General features: G+C 55.9%; 10 protein-coding genes and 1 pseudogene. 6 read left to right on the forward strand and 5 right to left on the reverse strand.

The genetic code is table 11. The features are described from left to right. The first annotated feature begins 1 nt into the window (after window position 1). On the forward strand, window positions 2–3,148 hold the full coding sequence (locus CSQ95_RS21955) for an error-prone DNA polymerase (RefSeq protein ID WP_099411055.1): 3,147 nt from the start codon (window positions 2–4) through the stop codon (window positions 3,146–3,148). A 302-nt stretch (window positions 3,149–3,450) separates the two neighbouring features. Here the strand turns inward: CSQ95_RS21955 and CSQ95_RS29295 are convergent, their stop codons facing one another. The 3 genes from CSQ95_RS29295 to CSQ95_RS21965 all read right to left on the reverse strand — a co-directional run bounded on the left by CSQ95_RS29295 (window position 3,451) and on the right by CSQ95_RS21965 (window position 5,989). Next, on the reverse strand, window positions 3,451–3,741 hold the full coding sequence (locus CSQ95_RS29295) for a hypothetical protein (RefSeq protein WP_143450039.1): 291 nt from the start codon (window positions 3,739–3,741) through the stop codon (window positions 3,451–3,453). Window positions 3,742–3,847: 106 nt separating this feature from the next. Beyond that, window positions 3,848–4,549 carry a lasso peptide biosynthesis protein gene (locus CSQ95_RS21960; protein ID WP_099411056.1) on the reverse strand — a complete coding sequence of 234 codons (702 nt, stop codon included), beginning with the start codon at window positions 4,547–4,549 and terminating at the stop codon, window positions 3,848–3,850. A gap of 96 nt (window positions 4,550–4,645) precedes the next feature. Further along, complete coding sequence (locus CSQ95_RS21965) at window positions 4,646–5,989, reverse strand: RES family NAD+ phosphorylase (protein WP_099411057.1); 1,344 nt, start codon at window positions 5,987–5,989, stop codon at window positions 4,646–4,648. Between the two features lie 833 nt (window positions 5,990–6,822). On the opposite strand from CSQ95_RS21965, the gene CSQ95_RS21970 reads away from it, so the two are divergent. Both CSQ95_RS21970 and CSQ95_RS21975 read left to right on the forward strand, forming a co-directional pair. Beyond that, on the forward strand, window positions 6,823–8,688 hold the full coding sequence (locus CSQ95_RS21970; protein WP_180279134.1) for a DUF4209 domain-containing protein: 1,866 nt from the start codon (window positions 6,823–6,825) through the stop codon (window positions 8,686–8,688). Next, on the forward strand, window positions 8,689–10,476 hold the full coding sequence (locus CSQ95_RS21975; protein WP_099411059.1) for a site-specific integrase: 1,788 nt from the start codon (window positions 8,689–8,691) through the stop codon (window positions 10,474–10,476). Between the two features lie 142 nt (window positions 10,477–10,618). Here CSQ95_RS21975 and CSQ95_RS21980 read toward each other — a convergent pair whose 3' ends face one another. Beyond that, window positions 10,619–11,881, reverse strand: a complete 1,263-nt coding sequence (locus CSQ95_RS21980; RefSeq protein ID WP_099411060.1) for an AAA family ATPase — start codon at window positions 11,879–11,881, stop codon at window positions 10,619–10,621. Window positions 11,882–11,922: 41 nt separating this feature from the next. Here CSQ95_RS21980 and CSQ95_RS21985 point away from each other — a divergent pair. From CSQ95_RS21985 to CSQ95_RS21995, 3 genes and pseudogenes are all read left to right on the forward strand, one after another. Beyond that, window positions 11,923–12,369, forward strand: a pseudogene (locus CSQ95_RS21985) (Tn3 family transposase); the annotation flags it as partial. 319 nt (window positions 12,370–12,688) lie between these two features. Beyond that, window positions 12,689–14,383, forward strand: a complete 1,695-nt coding sequence (locus CSQ95_RS21990; protein ID WP_099411061.1) for an AAA family ATPase — start codon at window positions 12,689–12,691, stop codon at window positions 14,381–14,383. 47 nt (window positions 14,384–14,430) lie between these two features. Continuing rightward, window positions 14,431–15,312, forward strand: coding sequence for a DNA adenine methylase (locus CSQ95_RS21995; RefSeq protein ID WP_099411062.1), 882 nt, complete (start codon window positions 14,431–14,433; stop codon window positions 15,310–15,312). A gap of 447 nt (window positions 15,313–15,759) precedes the next feature. Here the strand turns inward: CSQ95_RS21995 and CSQ95_RS22000 are convergent, their stop codons facing one another. Further along, window positions 15,760–16,059 (reverse strand): hypothetical protein, encoded by a 300-nt coding sequence (locus CSQ95_RS22000; RefSeq protein WP_143450040.1) that lies wholly within the window; start codon window positions 16,057–16,059, stop codon window positions 15,760–15,762. Window positions 16,060–17,051: the final 992 nt, after the last annotated feature.

Here is a 17,051-nt window from a genome sequence, read left to right on the forward strand (position 1 = left end):
GATGCGCGCCATGGCGACCGCCCTGCCCTCCTACGCCGAATTGCAGTGCGTGAGTCATTTTACGTTTTTGCATGGATCGTCCGCTCCCGAGCAACTGGTGCAACGCGCCGCTGGCCTCGGCTATCACGCTCTGGCGATCACCGACGAATGCACGGTGGCCGGTGTGGTGAAGGCACATCTTGCCGCCAAGGAGGCTGGCCTCAAGTTGCTGATCGGGAGCCAGATGCTGGTGACGCCAGAGGACGGCTCACCGCCCTTCTCCTTGCTAATCCTGGCCATGAACCGGAACGGCTATGGCAATTTGTGCGAACTGATTACCGTCGCGCGCCGGCGCGCGAAGAAGGGAGAGTATCTTGTGCGGCCTCGTGATATCGCGGCGCCGCCGCCTGATTTGGTTGCGTTGCGAGGTATGCCCGATTGTCAGCTGATTCTGCTGCCAAGCTACGGCGCAGGGCTCGAAGTCATCGAGCGGCAGGGAGCCTGGCTGTTGCAATGTGCGGCCGGTCGTGCGAGGATCGCGCTGACCTTGCACTTTCGATCGCGCGACCAGGAACACAAGGACATCGTCGCTGCTGTCGGCGCCCAGTTCGACTTGCCCGTGGTGGCTACCGGCGACGTCGTGATGCATGTGCGTTCCGCCAAGCCCTTGCAGGACACGATGACTGCGATCCGTCATGGCGTTCCGGTCGCACAGTGTGGCTATCGGCTAGCATCGAACGCGGAGCAGCACCTGCGCTCCAGAGTAAGGCTGGGAAACCTTTATTCGCGCGCCGCGCTCGAGGAGACGATCCGCGTCGCAAATCTGTGTACGTTTTCGCTCGACGAGTTGCGTTACGAGTACCCGGTGGAGATTGTGCCAGAGGGGATGACGCCAAGCGGTTATTTGCGGCAGCAAGCCTACCTTGGTGCGCACTGGCGGTATCCCGCCGGCGTGCCGGCCAACGTCCAGTCTCTCATCGAGCGGGAGCTCGAATTGATTGCGGAGATGTCCTATGAGAGCTACTTTCTCACGGTCTACGATATCGTGCGCTTCGCACGGGCCAACAGGATTTTGTGCCAGGGACGCGGCTCGGCGGCCAACAGCGCCGTGTGCTACTGCCTGGGCGTGACCGAGGTCGATCCATCGCGTGGCACCCTGCTGTTCGAACGATTTATTTCCAAGGAACGTAACGAACCTCCCGACATCGACGTGGACTTCGAGCACCAGCGCCGTGAGGAGGTGATCCAGTATATCTATCAGAAGTACGGTCGCACTCGCGCTGCACTCACGGCCGTTGTCATCAGTTATCGCCCGAAGAGCGTGTTGCGTGACGTCGGCACCGCGCTTGGTGTTGATCTTTCCATTGTTGACAAGGTGGCCAAGGCCAACCACGGATGGGGAGGGCGGGCCGAACTGGCGGAGCGCATGCACAGCTGCGGACTGGATCCCGAGTCCGACGTCGCCCGAAAATGGGCTTTCTTGGCTGAGCACATGATGCGCTTTCCACGTCACATGTCACAGCACCCTGGCGGTTTCGTTATCTCGCACAGCAAGCTGTCGCGGTTGGTGCCGGTGGAAAATGCCAGCATGGAGGACCGTACCATCGTGCAGTGGGATAAGGACGATCTGGATGCGGTCGGTTTGTTAAAGATCGATATCCTGGCGCTGGGCATGTTGAGTGCCATGCGTCGCACGCTGGAACTGGTATCGGCCAGGCGCGGCGTGCGATTTGAATTGGCAGACATTCCGAAAGAGGATGCTGCGACGTACGAGATGATCTGCCAGGCCGACACGGTCGGCGTGTTTCAGATCGAGAGCCGTGCGCAGATGTCAATGCTGCCGCGGCTGAAGCCAAAGGTGTTTTACGATCTGGTGATCGAGGTTGCCATTATCCGCCCAGGTCCGATTCAGGGGGGGATGATCCATCCCTACCTGCGCCGGCGCGAGGGGACCGATCCCGTGTCCTACCCTAGTCCGGAAATGGAGGCGGTGTTGTCGCGCACACTGGGTATCCCGATTTTCCAGGAGCAGGTGATGCAGATCGCGATGGTCGCGGCCGGGTTCACAGCTGGCGAGGCAGATCAGCTGCGCCGTGCCATGGCCGCGTGGAAGCGAAAAGGGGGCTTGGAGCAATTTGAAGACAAGCTCAAAACAGGTATGGCGGCGCGCGGCTACAGCGACGATTTCGCTAACGGCATCATTGGTCAGATCCGGGGATTCGCCGAGTATGGTTTTCCAGAATCGCATGCTGCCAGTTTTGCTCTCCTTGCCTACGCATCGAGCTGGATGAAACGGCATGAGCCGGCCGCGTTTCTGGCCGCCCTGCTGAACAGCCAGCCGATGGGTTTCTACAGTCCGTCTCAACTGGTACAGGACGCCGTGCGGCATGGCGTTGAGGTGCGTGGTGTGGACATCAATATCAGCGGCTGGGAGGCCACGTTGGAGGCTTCAACTGGCGCCCAACCTGCGGTTCGCCTGGGGCTCAACCTGATTCGAGGTATGGAGCGTGAAGCCGCCTGGCGGATTGAAGAGGCGAGGGCGGTGCGGCCGTTCAAGGATCTGCATGACTTGGGCGTACGCGCGGCGCTCGATGCAGCGCAACTGAAGCTGCTGGCCAGTGCAAATGCGCTTTTGGAGATGAGCGGCAATCGGCGCCAGGCGATATGGAATGCGGCGGGGAGCGTTCCTGACCGCGGACTATTGCGGGAGGCCCACATCGTTGAGGAAGAGTTGACGATTGCGCCACCCACTGAAGGGCAGGAACTGGTGGCGGATTACCGCCATATGGGATTGACGCTCGGCCGTCATCCGCTTGCGCTATTACGTGAGCGATTGCACGCGATGCGCTTTATGCCAGCGGAAATTCTGAATTTGTATGATGATGCGCGTCTCGCGCGTGGCTGCGGCTTGGTGACCGTGCGGCAACGCCCGGAGACAGCGAAGGGTGTCGTGTTCTTGACGATCGAAGACGAGACAGGAAACGTCAACGTCATTGTCTGGCCGAGCCTTTTGGAGCAGCAGCGTCGTGAAGTGATGAGTGCGCGTCTGCTGGGCGTCTATGGCCAATGGCAGTGTGCGAACAACGTCAGGCATTTGGTGGCGAAGCGGCTGGTGGATCTTACCCATCTGCTTGGGGATCTGGATACACGCAGTCGCAACTTTCATTGAGCTATGTTTTGCCCCAACAGTAAACCTAAGTGAGTCTAAGATATAAGTCTTTGATTTTATGGGGTGTTCTAGTTGAACAATTCCTCTCTTGTTGTGGATTGACTTCAGATCTTTGGCGCCGACCAGTGGTGATTACGTGCGGGGTTGTAATTCGCAAAGTTCGATGAACTAGGCCTAGACAGACGGATAAAAAACTGTAAATCTTTGATTTTATTAGGTGTTCAAGTAGAACAACGTTGATTTCAACGATTTCTTCCGCGGTTATCGGTGCTACGAGCACCCATGGCGCGTTTCCTCACACTCTACAATTTCGACTGCTTGCCGTCGCTTACTGTTTCATCCTGTTTAATACCAGAGGCTTCAAGAACATCCTTTTTAACACGTGCCAAAATATTTGCAGCGGAATCATGAGGATGTATTGGGACCTCCCTACCGAGTCGATCTCGGATGTAATCCGTGGCCGGTTTGAGCGTATCACGCACTTTATCTGCTGGACTCGGATAGTCCCAAGTTCCCTTTGCTGGGTTTTCTTTTACAATTATTGCGCCCTTATCGATGGCATTGTGTACCTCCGGCGGCGTCGTCGTTTTCATCCGTTTTCCTCGAACGTCTTATGTCAATTTTTCGTGATCAAGTTCGACGGTAGCCAAATCGTTAACCGCCAGCAGCCTTGTGCCTCGCGTTAGATTGTGATCACATTTACATAGAAGTACCACCACAGCGATATTCTCTCCGCACGGCTCCGTACCTTGCGACGAGGTCTCGGACTGTGCAATGAACGTCAAGTTGCTTCGCTAGATCCACAGTAAGCTCCCAAATGTCTTGGTGAACGTCCGGCGTCTGTCGTTGCACTTCAGCGTATTCATTTAGCGTACTATTCGATACACGCAAAGCATCGCTGTCAAGTCCCCGGCCACCGGCGATGCCGAATTTTACATTTGACGGGTTGCCGCTATGTAGATCGACAGACGCAAACACCGGGCCGCCAGCATGTCTGCCACTCGGTAGTGGAAGGCTAATGGCAACATCCAAAACTTCACCATCGAGTTCAACCCATGAGTGGTCGAAGCATGGACCGTTGAACCTGACCTCGCCAATACATAAGCGAGGCTTGAGTCCCATCTCTGATAATAATATGAAGAGGACTGCGGAGGTCGAGTGACATGCTCCGTGGCAATTTGTTTCCCATACATATAGCAATAAGGCTCTGTAAGCCTCTGTTGCCGCCTCACTAAAATGTTTTTTAGCAACCACCTTCTGCATGTTACTCGAATAGTGTTTTACAAATGCCATCCTTCCCAACCACGTAATTTCACCATGGTCTGGCCCACGGTGCTGCGTGGCAAAAATTTCTTCGCGCTTTGGCCCTTCCGGTATCTCGTTATTGCTAGCTTGGTTCATATTGTCTCGCTGTTGTACTGAGGGGAGGTACCTCACAATGGATTATCCCGTCATGCGGGTCGTGGATGCTGCTGAGGGGGCACCAAGGCGGCGGGATTACCCATCATTACCATGTTGATCTTGGCTGACCAATCGTACTGACGTAGGATTGGTATTGATTGTTACTGAAGCTACCTTGTGAATGACAATGCTCGTCGGATCGAGTTGTAGGGCCGGCTCCGGCTGGTGCGTGCTCGCCAAATAAAAACGCCGCTCGCTCGGTTGTGGCAGATATATCTTCGGATCATACTCATCGTACTCGTCAGCGCCTTCATCGTGGGACGTCCATAATTCCGCACTGGCGGTAACCTTTTCAAGGTCGCCATCGACTGCAACCGCAGCTTTGTAGAATAGAACGACATTCATATTCTCGGCGCCGTGTGATCCGTTCGAAACTTGCACGGACGGGTAGAGAATACCGTCGATATGAACCTCAGTATGCATTGCTAGATAATCCGCGATCACCTGCGTGATAAGGTAATTGCGATCCTGTTCCTCTGGCATCACGGGGGCCGTCATTTTTTGCGAAAGCGCCTCGAGAAAATCACGTCGCTGAAATACAGCCATTGTCGCGGGATCGAATAAGCTAGCGTTGTGTGGGATCTGCACTTGTGCCAACAAAGCAAGGTTCAATAACTTCAATGGCCGCACAATGCAGAAGCGTGCAACAACAACCTGACTACCCACGGGGGGACGTACCTCGGCAAGCGCGGTGGCCTGCAGGGTCGCGCCGTAAAAGGCAGGTTGCCCGGCCGTATTCATCCGGCCTGCGTTGCCCATACCCACAGGTGGCGCTCCAAGCCATTTTTCAGGATGGCAAAGGGCTTTTTTGATATCCTGGTCGGACTGGAATACGCGGGCCCGATAGAATGCGCGGTACTCAGAAGCGGGTCCGACGTCGACCAACACCGACAATCCTTCGGCGGTGACGTCCGATGCAATCCCGCCGAATATCCGCTCCATGAACCCGGATACTTTTGGATTGAAGAATCTGGCTTCGCTGCGAAGGCTAATTTCCATTTGCGACCACTCCCACGGCAATGGCGAGGTAACGGCGCGACGTCGTACGAACCATGGATCATCAGGCCATTCCTCTTCCAACACCTCCACGATGTCGGCAGCCACCTCCCAGGTCACTCCTGCCATATTTTCGATCGTATCGGGAAAATCCTGGCCGCTAGGCATTCGATCATAGACAATCACAGCCATGGTCTGGCTTGAGTCCTCGTAAAAGGCATGTAGCACCTCACTGCAGCGCTCGGCCACCGTTGAAATTGGGGCCGCAGGGTAATCACCCGCACAGTAATCGCAGGAATAGTCGCCGGATGCCTGCGATTCAATTTCGAAGCGAAGGAAGGGCTCGGTAATACACGCGATACAAATATGTTTCATCGGTTCCATAAACAAGATCGGTGGGTATTACTGGTTGGATGGAGCGGTGATGATACGCATTTTGCAATAATAAAGCTACGCGGGCTTGGGCCGTCCCTCGTGCGCGGTGGGGCGATGCTACCGGCGACAAAAAACATGCCTCGTGCCCTGGCCAAAGCACCTCAGGCGATGATGCCAGCGCTGATGTAGCGACTGCAGGCCGGGCCGCACGACTTGCGTAGGCTGTGCCGTACGGTACGTAGGCCGCCGGTTCGTCCTCTCTCGATGCCATACGGTGCGTGCCGCACGCACCCACGCATCACTCCAACAGTTGGTGATACCGTCGACTAGGTATGGATTGATGCAGTAGACGGCAGAGCAACTGTTCGACTAGCAGGTGAAGCCCGTTCTATCCGGCGCACTTTGGCCGTCTGTATGCTGCAGTAGAGGAGGGGACGGCAACGGAGCAGACCGGAGCACCATCAAACCAAGCAACAGCTGCGACGCCGTCGTCCAGGCGCCAAGGTCGCAGGTCAAGTGACTGGCAGTAGTGCTGCGGGAAAGTGGTGGTGGCCGGCCAGCGGCAGAGGAGGGCGCCTGTTGCCGAAGACGGACTGGGCTAGCACCAGGTCACGGTCCACCATACCGGCCAGGTAGTTGGCAAACCCCTGTAACACGCGAGGTAGCGCATTGGAAATGCCTGTTCTTCCGTGATAATCCGTATTATCACGGAAGGATTATTACTCTTTTTGTGCGTGAAACGGGTATTATGGCCGGGTAAACCCCCATTTTTATGGGGCCGCCCACTACACACCATGCCGGGCGCCATCCCACCGTCCCGGTCACCCAGGAGCAACGTCGCCATGACTGCCACCCCTTCCACATCGCCCGAGTCGCCGCTCACGGCCGCCGACCTGGCCAGTTGCGGCTATCAGCGGGCCATCGCGCGCGACCCTGAGGAGTGGTATATCGCGATGTCGACGGAACTTGACCTTGAGATCCGCACGGCGCAGCAGGAGGGGGAGCAGACGCGTGAGCGCGCGCTGATCCTGCTCGCCAGGATATGCTCGCTGCAGCTGGAACCGGACAACAAGAGGGCACCATTTCAACCTGAGTGGAAAGCAGCTGACGGCCGTCGCGGGTTCATGCCTGAGGACCTGACATCGGACGAGATCGCAACCTTGTCGGGGTTCGCCGAGGGCGTGGAGAACACCCTGTTAAAGGCGCGCGTGGCCGATATCGTCTGGCTGCGTGAGCGGCGTTGCGGCATCGCGTTTGCCTACATGGCCATCGATACCTACTGCAAGCTACCGCTCGATGGCGACAGCTGGCTCCTGTCGGGGCGTGATGGGTGGCGGCGCGCGCTGCAGCTGGCGTTCGGGATCGGCGACGCCGGACGCGTGGCATCGATTGAAGCCAGCTTGTTACGTGCATTCTATGATGTGGTTGCTTTACCTGATCGCATAGCTTTGTCGTATCTCGGGCCGTTGTGGGCTGAAGACGCCGGGCGCGCCCACGCGGCGGACATTGGTGAGCGATTAGCGGCGCAGGCCGAAGCCCGGCAGCGGGAGGGCCAGCATGCAGATGCTCTGGAATATGCCGAGCTGGCGGCACGGTGGTTTACACGAGCACCCGCTGGTGACCGGCACGAGGCTGCCATGCTGACCCTGACCGGCCAGCTAATGGTTATGATCGGCGACGCCGCCAGTGCCGCCATCAGTCGAAAATATTGGTATGCGAAAGCGATCGACATGTATCGCGCGGTGCCGGGCGCGTACCGGGAAGAGCATCAGGTTAATACCATAATCGCTGCAGTGCGCGCGCAGCAGGATGCGGCCGGGCGTGAGGCCCTAAACGAAATGGAATCGTTCGAGCTCGTAATCGACCTGTCGGCATTTGCCGCAAGAGCCCGGGATCGCGTACATGGCCGGTCGCCATTCGGCGCGCTATGGGCACTGACCAGGATCCATGCGCTACCGAACCGTGCACAGTTGATTGCGGCAGCTGAGCGGCCGCTGCCAACAGGGCGTATCAGTAGACTGTTCGATTCGGTGATACTGGCCAGTGACGGCCGGGCGGTCGCCCAGCGGCCCCGAGTCGGTGTGGATGGTGAGGGCGGCGATGCCCAGGTGCTGGCCGAGGCCACTCAGGCATGCCATCTGCAGTGTACCGCAACGGTAACGGGTATGATCCTGCCCGCATTGGAGACCATGTGGCGGGAAATGCATTTTGACCTCGGAACGTTCGAGGCACTCGCCGGCCGGGCACCGCTGGTGCCAAACGAGCGCGCTGCGTTGGTCGCCCAAGGGCTGCACGCCGGCTGGTGTGGTGATTTCGTACAGGCCGAGCATATTCTCGTGCCGCAGTTCGAACATATCGTCCGCATGAAGCTGAAAGCCACCGGCGCGCTGACCACGACCCATGACGTGGCTGGTCTCGATACCGAGATTGGCTTGTCCAATCTGATCGAGCGTCCTGAAATGCGTGACGCATTCGATGTTGACTTGACCTTTACGATACGCGCGCTGATGTGCGATCCGTCAGGACCAAATCTCCGCAATATGGTGGCTCATGGCCTGGCCGACGAGAGCCTGGTTAAGGGGCCGTACGGAATATACCTCTGGTGGCTGGTGCTGCGCCTAGTGGTTGAGCAATGCGCCGCGATGGCGCGCCCGGCCAATACCGCTGATGCAGCTGCCACCGACCACCCGGCGAACGCAGGCAAATAAATGGCACAGAATACCAATGTCGTAATCCCGCCGATCACCTATAACCGGACTGATTACACGGCGCTGCGCGCTTTTGTTCAAAAAGTGCCGATTCAACGTATCGCCGACTTGTACTACCAGGAAGACAGCCCTCAGGTGCAGCAGGGGCTCGAACGATTTCTGATCCACATGCGCGACGAGCTGGTCGAACGCGCAATCGGACATAATCCGGCGTTCGCGGACATCCTGCAAAACGCCCGACGCGGCGGTTCAATTTCGGTCAAGGCGCTCGCCATCCTGGTACAGGCGGCGGACCTGCCGGAACCGGTCCCCATGCCGGATGACGCGATCGGCCGGTGGTTTCGGCCGCGGCTGACGGCCGCGCTGCGCGGTGAGGACGTGCACACCCTCGGCGAACTGATGGCGATGATGCGGGTGCGCGGGCCGGCTTGGTGGCGGGCGGTCCCGCGCGTCGGGTTCGGCCGCGCCGAGGTGCTGGCGCGCTGGCTGCAACGACATGCCGAAACGCTTGGCGCCATCGATACGGATACGCGCGCGCTGGTGACGCGCGAAGATCTTCCGGTGCTCGATGTCGCCGAGGGCGTGCTGTCACCGCTTGGAACATTTTCACTGCCCGCGCTTTACGACGGCAGCCGCGGCATCAATCGCGCCGAGCGGTTTTGCTTCATCAGCGCCACCAACGACCTGGAGGCGATCGAGTGCTACCTGGCGCGGTATGAGGGGCAGCCGCATACGCTGCGCGCGTATCGGCGCGAGCTGGAGCGCCTCGTGCTGTGGAGCGTGCTGATCGCCTGCAAGCCGATTTCGTCGTTGCTGGTCGATGAATGCCAGGCCTATGTGCGCTTCCTGGTCATGCCGGCGGCGAGCTTCTGCGGTCCGCGCGCGCCGCGCACCAGCCGCCGCTGGCGGCCATTCTCCGACCAGGCGATGTCGCCGCAGTCGCAAAAGCAGACGGTGCAGATATTGCGCGCCGCGTTCGAGTATCTGGCGCGCGTGCGCTACCTGGGAGGCAATCCCTGGCTTGCGGTCAAGGATCCTGTCGTCGATATCGAGACCGACCCGATCCAGGTCGACAAGGCGTTGACGGCCGAGGCCTGGGAAGTCTTGATCGCGGCGCTTGAGCGACGTGCGCAGCAAGCCGACGGCGGGCGGGACCGGATCGCCCTTGTGATGCTGTTGTTGATGGGCGATTCGGGATTGCGTCGCGCGGAAGCCGTATCGGCCCGCCGCAACGCGCTCACGCCCAGTCGCCATGTGCCCGGCATCTGGATGCTGAAGGTGCTGGGCAAAGGGCGGAAGAAGCGAGTGTTGCCCGTCAGTCCCCGCACCATTGACGCGCTGCGCGCGCACTGGGCTGATCTCGGTGTGGACTTTGACCAGGCCGGCAATGATCGACCGCTGTTGTCTCCCTTGGTCATACCGGCCACACCGGCGGCGCTGGCACGCCATGGTGATGGAACGGCGGGCCACCGTGGCTACACGGCAGGAGCGCTTTACGATGTGGTCACAGGGGCCTTGCGGCGCGTGCACGACGACCTGCAGGCCCTGGGGGCCGAAGCCGAACTGTCACCAGAAGACATGTTTGCCCTGATCGAGGCCACGCCGCATGCCTTCCGGCACACGTTCGGTATGTTGGCGATCGAAGGAGGGGTGGAACTGTATGTGGTGCAGGAAATTCTCGGCCACGCCAGCGCCGACACCACGGCAGTGTATGTCCGGGCGCGGGAGAAGCGTCTGGCGGAGGCGGCCGGCATGTTGCATCGAAAGGACTTGCTACGAATCGAATGAAAGCTCACCAACGATATCAAAAACATTGACAACCATCGGAATTTGCATTCCTGCTGTCTACCACACGGAGTTGAAAGCTACGGTGGCCAGTTAGATGCAGAAGTGTTGGTACTACTGACAACAAAGCTCCCGTTTTTAGCACTTAGATATCCCAAATCTCCCCGTTGTGAAGCTGTTCGTCTATCTCGGGCGGATTCTTCTTGACCGCAGGATGGCTGGCGAAGGCTAAGCGGATGGTTCGGACGGCGTTGTACGCATCGATCACGATGTCCCGCTGCTTCCGGAAAATTTCCTGGTCGAACGCGTCGGCATTCACCTTGTGCGCCGGTGCTTGGCGGAGCCTCCGAACCTTCCTGAAACTGGAGATCATGGCTTTCATGGGGCCTTCGTCGGCTGCTCGGAACAGCTTGGCGAACCAGGCTTCCAGTATCTGCACAGTTCCCTTGGGCTTGACCACGATCTTGCCATCGGCGCGCACCTCGTCAGTTTCGATTTCCACGTCGTTGCCGAAGAAGTCCTTGTCAATGTTTTCGGACATCATTTTGTCTAGGAGCAGGATGAAGTCGTTGAATTCCGCAACCGTCGGCCGGAGGAGAAATCCGAACTCTTTGGGGCGATCCTCGCTGAACGAATCCCGGAACAGCGGAGGGCGTTTCATAAGCACGCACATCTCATTTATCGTTTGCAATTCCATCACGAACGCTTCGAAAATCGAGATCCGCGTTCCCCAAGAACCCTCGATGGAAGACGCATAGTAATCGGGGTGGAGTTTGATGTTTCCGGAGACCTCCTTTGCATGCCATACCCGCTGGTGTTCCGGGCTGAGTTTCGAGATGTAACGCAGGAAGACAGCCACGTACCGGTTCAGGTCGTCGTCGTACGCGAAGCCGAAGGTTTCGAGAAGTATCTGGTCGTGTTCGGCCATCTTTCCGGATTCGTAGTATGAGTCTTCGATGCAGATCTGGCCATTGATAAAGTCCGTGCTGTACGAGTAACGCGGATCGTTCCGGTAGTGTTCCAGGATCGACAGGTCGAACGTTCGGAAATCGAGTTGCCCGCCACCCTTGGCCAACTCAAGCTCGTATGGGGCCTGCGCGTAGCCGGAGAGGCGCGGCGAACTTGCCAGCTTGCTGGGATGCGGGTAAAGGCAAGTATGGGACGGGTACTCAGCGGAATCGAAGACTTCAAGCACCTTCGCCGTCGGCATCCGGGAAAAGGGTTTGATGTGGGTGTTGCCGTGGAAGTTGGCGGTCAGTACCTCGTTCTCTATCCCCTTGCGCAGGACAGAGCGGAACTCGGGCGTATCCACATCAAAAGAACCTTTTAACGCGTAGATCGGCAGGCCGTTGAAATCTCCGGATTCGAAGTATTGCCGTTCCACTGCTTCGTAGATTATGTCGATCATTTTTCAATCCTGGTTAGATGCGAAGTCGCGTACGGTAGTCGCGACGTTCAATGATAGCCCAGGCCATCGCCGAGTTCGGCCGCATCGACAAGACCTTACACACGCTGACCTACATCAATGACGAAGCCAAGCGCCGGGGGACGCTGACCCAACTCAACCGGGGTGAGGAGCGGCATAGCGTCGCGCGCGCAGTCTTCCATGGCAAGCGTGGCGAGCTGCGTCAGCACTACCGCGAGGGGCAGGAGGACCAGCTTGGCGCGCTCGGTCTTGTGCTCAACATGATCGTGCTGTGGAACACGAACTACATGGAGGCCTCATTGAACCAGCTGCGCGACGATGGCTTCGAAGTGAGGGATGAAGATGTTGCCAGGCTGTCGCCGCTGCTGCATGAGCACATCAACATGCTGGGCCGGTATTCATTCGCGGTGCCGGAGGCAGTGGCCAAAGGCGAATTGCGGCCGTTGCGCAACCCGGCGAGCGACGAATAGGCCGCGAACCAGCCTTAACTCGGTTTTCCGTTCCACTGCACCTCAGACCCCACTTATGTGAGATTCGGTCCCGGGTTAAACGAAAATCTTCGTGGTAAGTCCTTGATTTTTACAATTTCCAGTCCTGATTTATACGAGACTCAACGATCCGTTCAAAGGCTTTTCGTAATGAAATAAAACTTCAAAAAAGGCAGTATCGAGAGACACATGAAGTGCGTGCAATGATTGAAGAAATTTTCCACAAAAACAAGTTTGTTACTGTATTGCACGATGTTAGAATGTTGCAAACATTCTAATTGATCTTTTATTGAGAAAAATCATGCCGCCAGTCACGCGTCGGAACAAACTTGAGTCGATTCATTTTTTTAATCCACCATTCCGAAAACTTTCGAACACCGTCATTAGCTTTGCTGACAGAATCACTGTGATCGCTGGCCATAACGGTATCGGTAAATCAACGATACTCGGCTTGGTTGCCAATACGTTTGGGTTGACAGGGAGGTCAAGCCCTAAAAGTTATTTCGGCGAACCGTTCTATGCCAGCATCGAACGAATCGTTTTCCTGGATATGAGCGAGGTCGAAAGAGCGCAAAAAGACCCGGCATCCGCTCCGATCGTAAGAGCAGCATATGATGGGTTGTCGATAGGCAAGCGTTGTGCTATGACACATCGGAGCGAGTGGCAGCGGGCAAGAGTAGTGCCCCGAACTGTGGATAGTGAAGACCAACAAAAACTACGTCCTTCGGATGCTCAGCAAGAAGGAGACCTCGGAAACGATGCAAAGATACCACTACCTGTAATTTTTTTGGGAGTAAAACGTTTGGCTTCAGTAGGGGAAGCTGCTGAAGAAGATGTAGCAAGCAAGGCAATGTCAATGCATGCCGAGGACAAGGAGTTGCTCGCAGATTTTGTTCGTTCGGTAATCGTTGGCAGTGATGTTACGACAGATATTACACACCAAAGCATCAAAGGATCAGGTAAGAAGACAGCCCAACCAGGATATGTGTCTCATGCTGCGCTTGCAATTTCGATGGGACAAGATAGTTTAGGGAGCATCGGAACTGCGTTAGCTTCGTTCAACAAGCTCAAACGCGACCAAGGTGATGATTACCACGGCGGTTTGTTGATTATTGACGAGCTGGATGTCGGATTTCATCCCCATGCGATTGATCGACTAACGCGGTCTCTAAAGACATATGGCAAGCGACTCGATCTGCAGATAGTCGTAACAACGCATTCTCCCCGGCTCATCGAAGCGATCCACCCGGATGGTTCAGGAGATGCCAGATCTCCCGATAAGGTAATATATTTGGTCGACACAAGACATCCTCGTTTGGCAGAGGATCAATCTCTGGAGGCGGTTCTTGCGGACATGTCTTTAATTCAAAATGACGACGCCCCAGTCAAGATCAAAAAGCCTGCACTGTGCGTTTATTTTGAAGACGCGGAAGGTGCTCAGTTCTGTAATGCACTGATTTCCGCCTATAAAAGGGGCGTTTTGGGGAGAAAATACGGTGTGCATATTAAATTGGTCCCCCTTGGGGTCGGAGGCTCAAACTTAATCGGTTTGCCAGATATGGACCCAATTTTTAAGGATCGGGTGCTCATTGTGGACGCAGATACACCGATACCTAAAAAAGCTACTCAGCGTGGAAATACTATCAAGCTTCCATGTGTCAAAGGGGCTGGAGGTACCGACCGCTCGCCAGAGAACACCATCAAAAAGTTTCTTCGCGGTGCTGCAGGTGCTTCTGACGGAGCGTTGTACGAGGCAATGTTGTCTTTTAATGTTAAAAACCCAAGTAGCGATAAAATTCTGAGCAGTTTCTTCGATGGTGAAAGTGGTGCGAGTAATAATCGCGAGGGAAGCAAAACTTGGTGGAAAGATCATTGGACGAAGCTAGTCAGTTGGGGCGTGTTGGAGCAATGGGCACGATGCTACCCTGAAGAGGTCAAAGGTTTTGTGACCAATTTTGAGGCTGCAGTCGCATCAACTGCCAGGCGGATAACGTAGAATGACGGGTTCAATGATTCTTTCCAGTGACTGTTTGGTCACATCATATGTACTCAAATAAACTTTACACCCCACTTCGCTACCCTGGAGGGAAGGCGCGTTTCGCGCCTCTCATAGCTTCCGTGATGAAGGCGAGTCGGTTGGATAACGGGCACTATCTTGAACCTTACGCGGGTGGTGCAGGGGTAGCTATGTTCCTGTTATTTGAGGGGGTCGTTGAACAAATTCACATCAATGACGCCGATCCAGCGATTGCTGGCTTTTGGAGAGCAGCTACCGAGGATTCTGAAAGTCTTATCAAAATGGTAGCGGAGGAGCCCGTGACGATGGATGCGTGGTATCACTGGCGCGAAGTGATGCTCGGTAACTCACCTGCGTCCGATCTTGAGAAGGGTTTTGCCACTCTCTTCATGAATCGAACCAATCGCTCTGGGATACTTAAAGGTGGTGTAATCGGCGGTAAGCAGCAAGCGGGAACGTACAAGGTTGGCGAGCGGTTCATGCGAGACGAACTATGTTTGCGTCTGGATCGTATCATGGCTCACGCCGAGCGCATAAACGTATATGAACGGGATGCACATGATTTGTTGTTAGAGTGTCATCGGTTCCTTCCACTACGATCATTAATTTATTTGGATCCACCTTACTACGTCAAAGGCGCAGGTTTGTACCGAAATTTTTACAAACACGACGATCACGTAAAAATTGCCAAGCTCTTGGGTAGTTCGCGTTTTCGCCGCCCATGGGTGGTTTCCTACGACAATGCTGATGAAATCCGGGAAATGTATGCTTACGCCCAGTCACTGACATATGGTCTAAATTACACGGCGCAACGGCGGTATGAGGGATCGGAAGTAATGTTTTTCAGTGAAAGAGTGAAATTGCCAGAAGAAATTGCGACGAATATTTCTAAACGGCTCGCGGCCTGAGACTGGACGTAAGTCCCCATCCAGCTGCACGTGCCTCTTGAAACGCTTGCGTTCCCTGATTCTGACGGTTCTATTGTAAGGAGCCGCGCGCTGCATGATGACAGCGTGATCATCGCCGCAGCCACATTGGGGCACTGCGGCACGCCAGCGTAAATACCACCATGGTCCATATCGAGCCGACCACGCTCAATTTGATTTTGGCTTGACAGCGGTTGTGGCTAGGCATGCTGGTTGAAGCTGAATGTGTGGATTGAGCTCCATGGTTGCGATAGGGGGCGTGAACTCAACGACGTGCTGCACACCAGGCGTCCCTGGCGGTTCACGCTGTTTCTACCCCTCGCCTCGGCCAAACGTTGACTCAGGGTGGGGATGCTAGTGCATGCGCAAAAATCGGGCACGAGTATAGAGAGATTCTCCCCCGCAACAGGGGACCGAAGTTTTCACTCCCTATAGAACCAGCGGAAAAACACTGTGCAAAATGCCGCAGATATTGCTGGGTTCGAGCTGCTGAAGCAGATGAGTACCACCGGTGAGCAACCACTGGCCAAGGTCGCTTGAGAGGAAATTCATGGTTAAGCTTTTGAGCATATTGTGCCAGCACCACGCCTTGTAGGTGAGCTCCATCAGTTGTTCAAGGACGGTCTTGTTTTGATTCTGAAGCATTGTCGATCTCCGTAAAGTAGAAAGTAGGCGCGCGGTATGCACTCCTGCCAAGTGAAGCGTTTGCTGTTCAACCTTGCTGGCCATCAGCGGGGCTTCTTCATATATACATATAGTGTTATCTGCTGCTCATGACGCGACGGACTTTCACATCCTCGCCAGCGTATGTATGTCCAGTATTTTTGTGGGTTGCTTCTCCTATTTCTTGTGGTAGGTTTTCCGAAGATCAGATTCATTCAGCGTACTGTCACGACGTGACTGGTTGACATCTATCAGTGCATGTTGCGCCGTCCTGACGTCGGCTTCCTCTGGTGGGTTTTCCATGCGGTTAAGCCCTGGCCGATGCCAGCGGCGTAGTAATCCAAGTACTGGCGCATTAGGCAAGTGTGGACCTGGCAGCTAAAACAGTCGTCTGGCTTTTCTAGTGCCGGGATTTATTCCCAGCGACTAAATCAGCGCACCGCTGTCAAAAAGATTGGTAGATGGGAAGGGAGTAAAGCGAAGTGGAATCACGCCAATGAAAGCGATGTACTAGGCAGGTACGATCACTGTGCGTTAATCCTGTTGTGAGGGTTAATTGCGCGGCCCCCTTGTGAGGGGCACTGGTCAGATGCGGAGACGTCCCTAAATTGGGAAACTCTTGTGAAGCCTGTCTCCGTCCATAGTGTGGGTTAGACGTTGTGTTCTGTATATTATGTAACTTCTACCGGAGCAGGCTGTTGTTTGTCCTGTTAGTGTCCCAAAAGGTGCCAAGCGCCCTTTTCCGTAATCTAGTCGTGATTACTAGACTATTCACGACGAGCCCGTTACTGAAGATCAAAGGGATCCTCAAGGATAGTTTTGATGACCCACTGGGCAGCACCCAAGAGATTGAGTGGTCGTGAAGCAAGGAGCGCCATTACGATGAGTACCCAATGCGGCTTCCCTCGCTTAGCTGGGCAGCGTTGGACTGTTGGGGGGAGGCACGCATATCGCCTGCGCCGTCGCCATCAACACTTGGTTCGGAACGAGTTGTGCGTTCGGGGGGCGGGGCATTTTTTCGCTGCGGTATCCCCATCCCACTGAGGGGTGGGAGAAGG

The organism is Janthinobacterium sp. BJB304 (genome assembly GCF_002735765.1).
Taxonomy (GTDB): Bacteria; Pseudomonadota; Gammaproteobacteria; order Burkholderiales; family Burkholderiaceae_D; genus Janthinobacterium.

What these genes read in the sequence shown, in the direction of transcription:
- CSQ95_RS21955 (WP_099411055.1), top strand. Translation starts at nt 2, where the DNA reads ATGCGCGCCATGGCGACCGCCCTGCCCTCCTACGCCGAATTGCAGTGC.
- CSQ95_RS29295 (WP_143450039.1), bottom strand. Translation starts at nt 3,741, where the DNA reads ATGAAAACGACGACGCCGCCGGAGGTACACAATGCCATCGATAAGGGC.
- CSQ95_RS21960 (WP_099411056.1), bottom strand. Translation starts at nt 4,549, where the DNA reads ATGAACCAAGCTAGCAATAACGAGATACCGGAAGGGCCAAAGCGCGAA.
- CSQ95_RS21965 (WP_099411057.1), bottom strand. Translation starts at nt 5,989, where the DNA reads ATGGAACCGATGAAACATATTTGTATCGCGTGTATTACCGAGCCCTTC.
- CSQ95_RS21970 (WP_180279134.1), top strand. Translation starts at nt 6,823, where the DNA reads ATGACTGCCACCCCTTCCACATCGCCCGAGTCGCCGCTCACGGCCGCC.
- CSQ95_RS21975 (WP_099411059.1), top strand. Translation starts at nt 8,689, where the DNA reads ATGGCACAGAATACCAATGTCGTAATCCCGCCGATCACCTATAACCGG.
- CSQ95_RS21980 (WP_099411060.1), bottom strand. Translation starts at nt 11,881, where the DNA reads ATGATCGACATAATCTACGAAGCAGTGGAACGGCAATACTTCGAATCC.
- CSQ95_RS21990 (WP_099411061.1), top strand. Translation starts at nt 12,689, where the DNA reads ATGCCGCCAGTCACGCGTCGGAACAAACTTGAGTCGATTCATTTTTTT.
- CSQ95_RS21995 (WP_099411062.1), top strand. Translation starts at nt 14,431, where the DNA reads ATGTACTCAAATAAACTTTACACCCCACTTCGCTACCCTGGAGGGAAG.
- CSQ95_RS22000 (WP_143450040.1), bottom strand. Translation starts at nt 16,059, where the DNA reads ATGGCCAGCAAGGTTGAACAGCAAACGCTTCACTTGGCAGGAGTGCAT.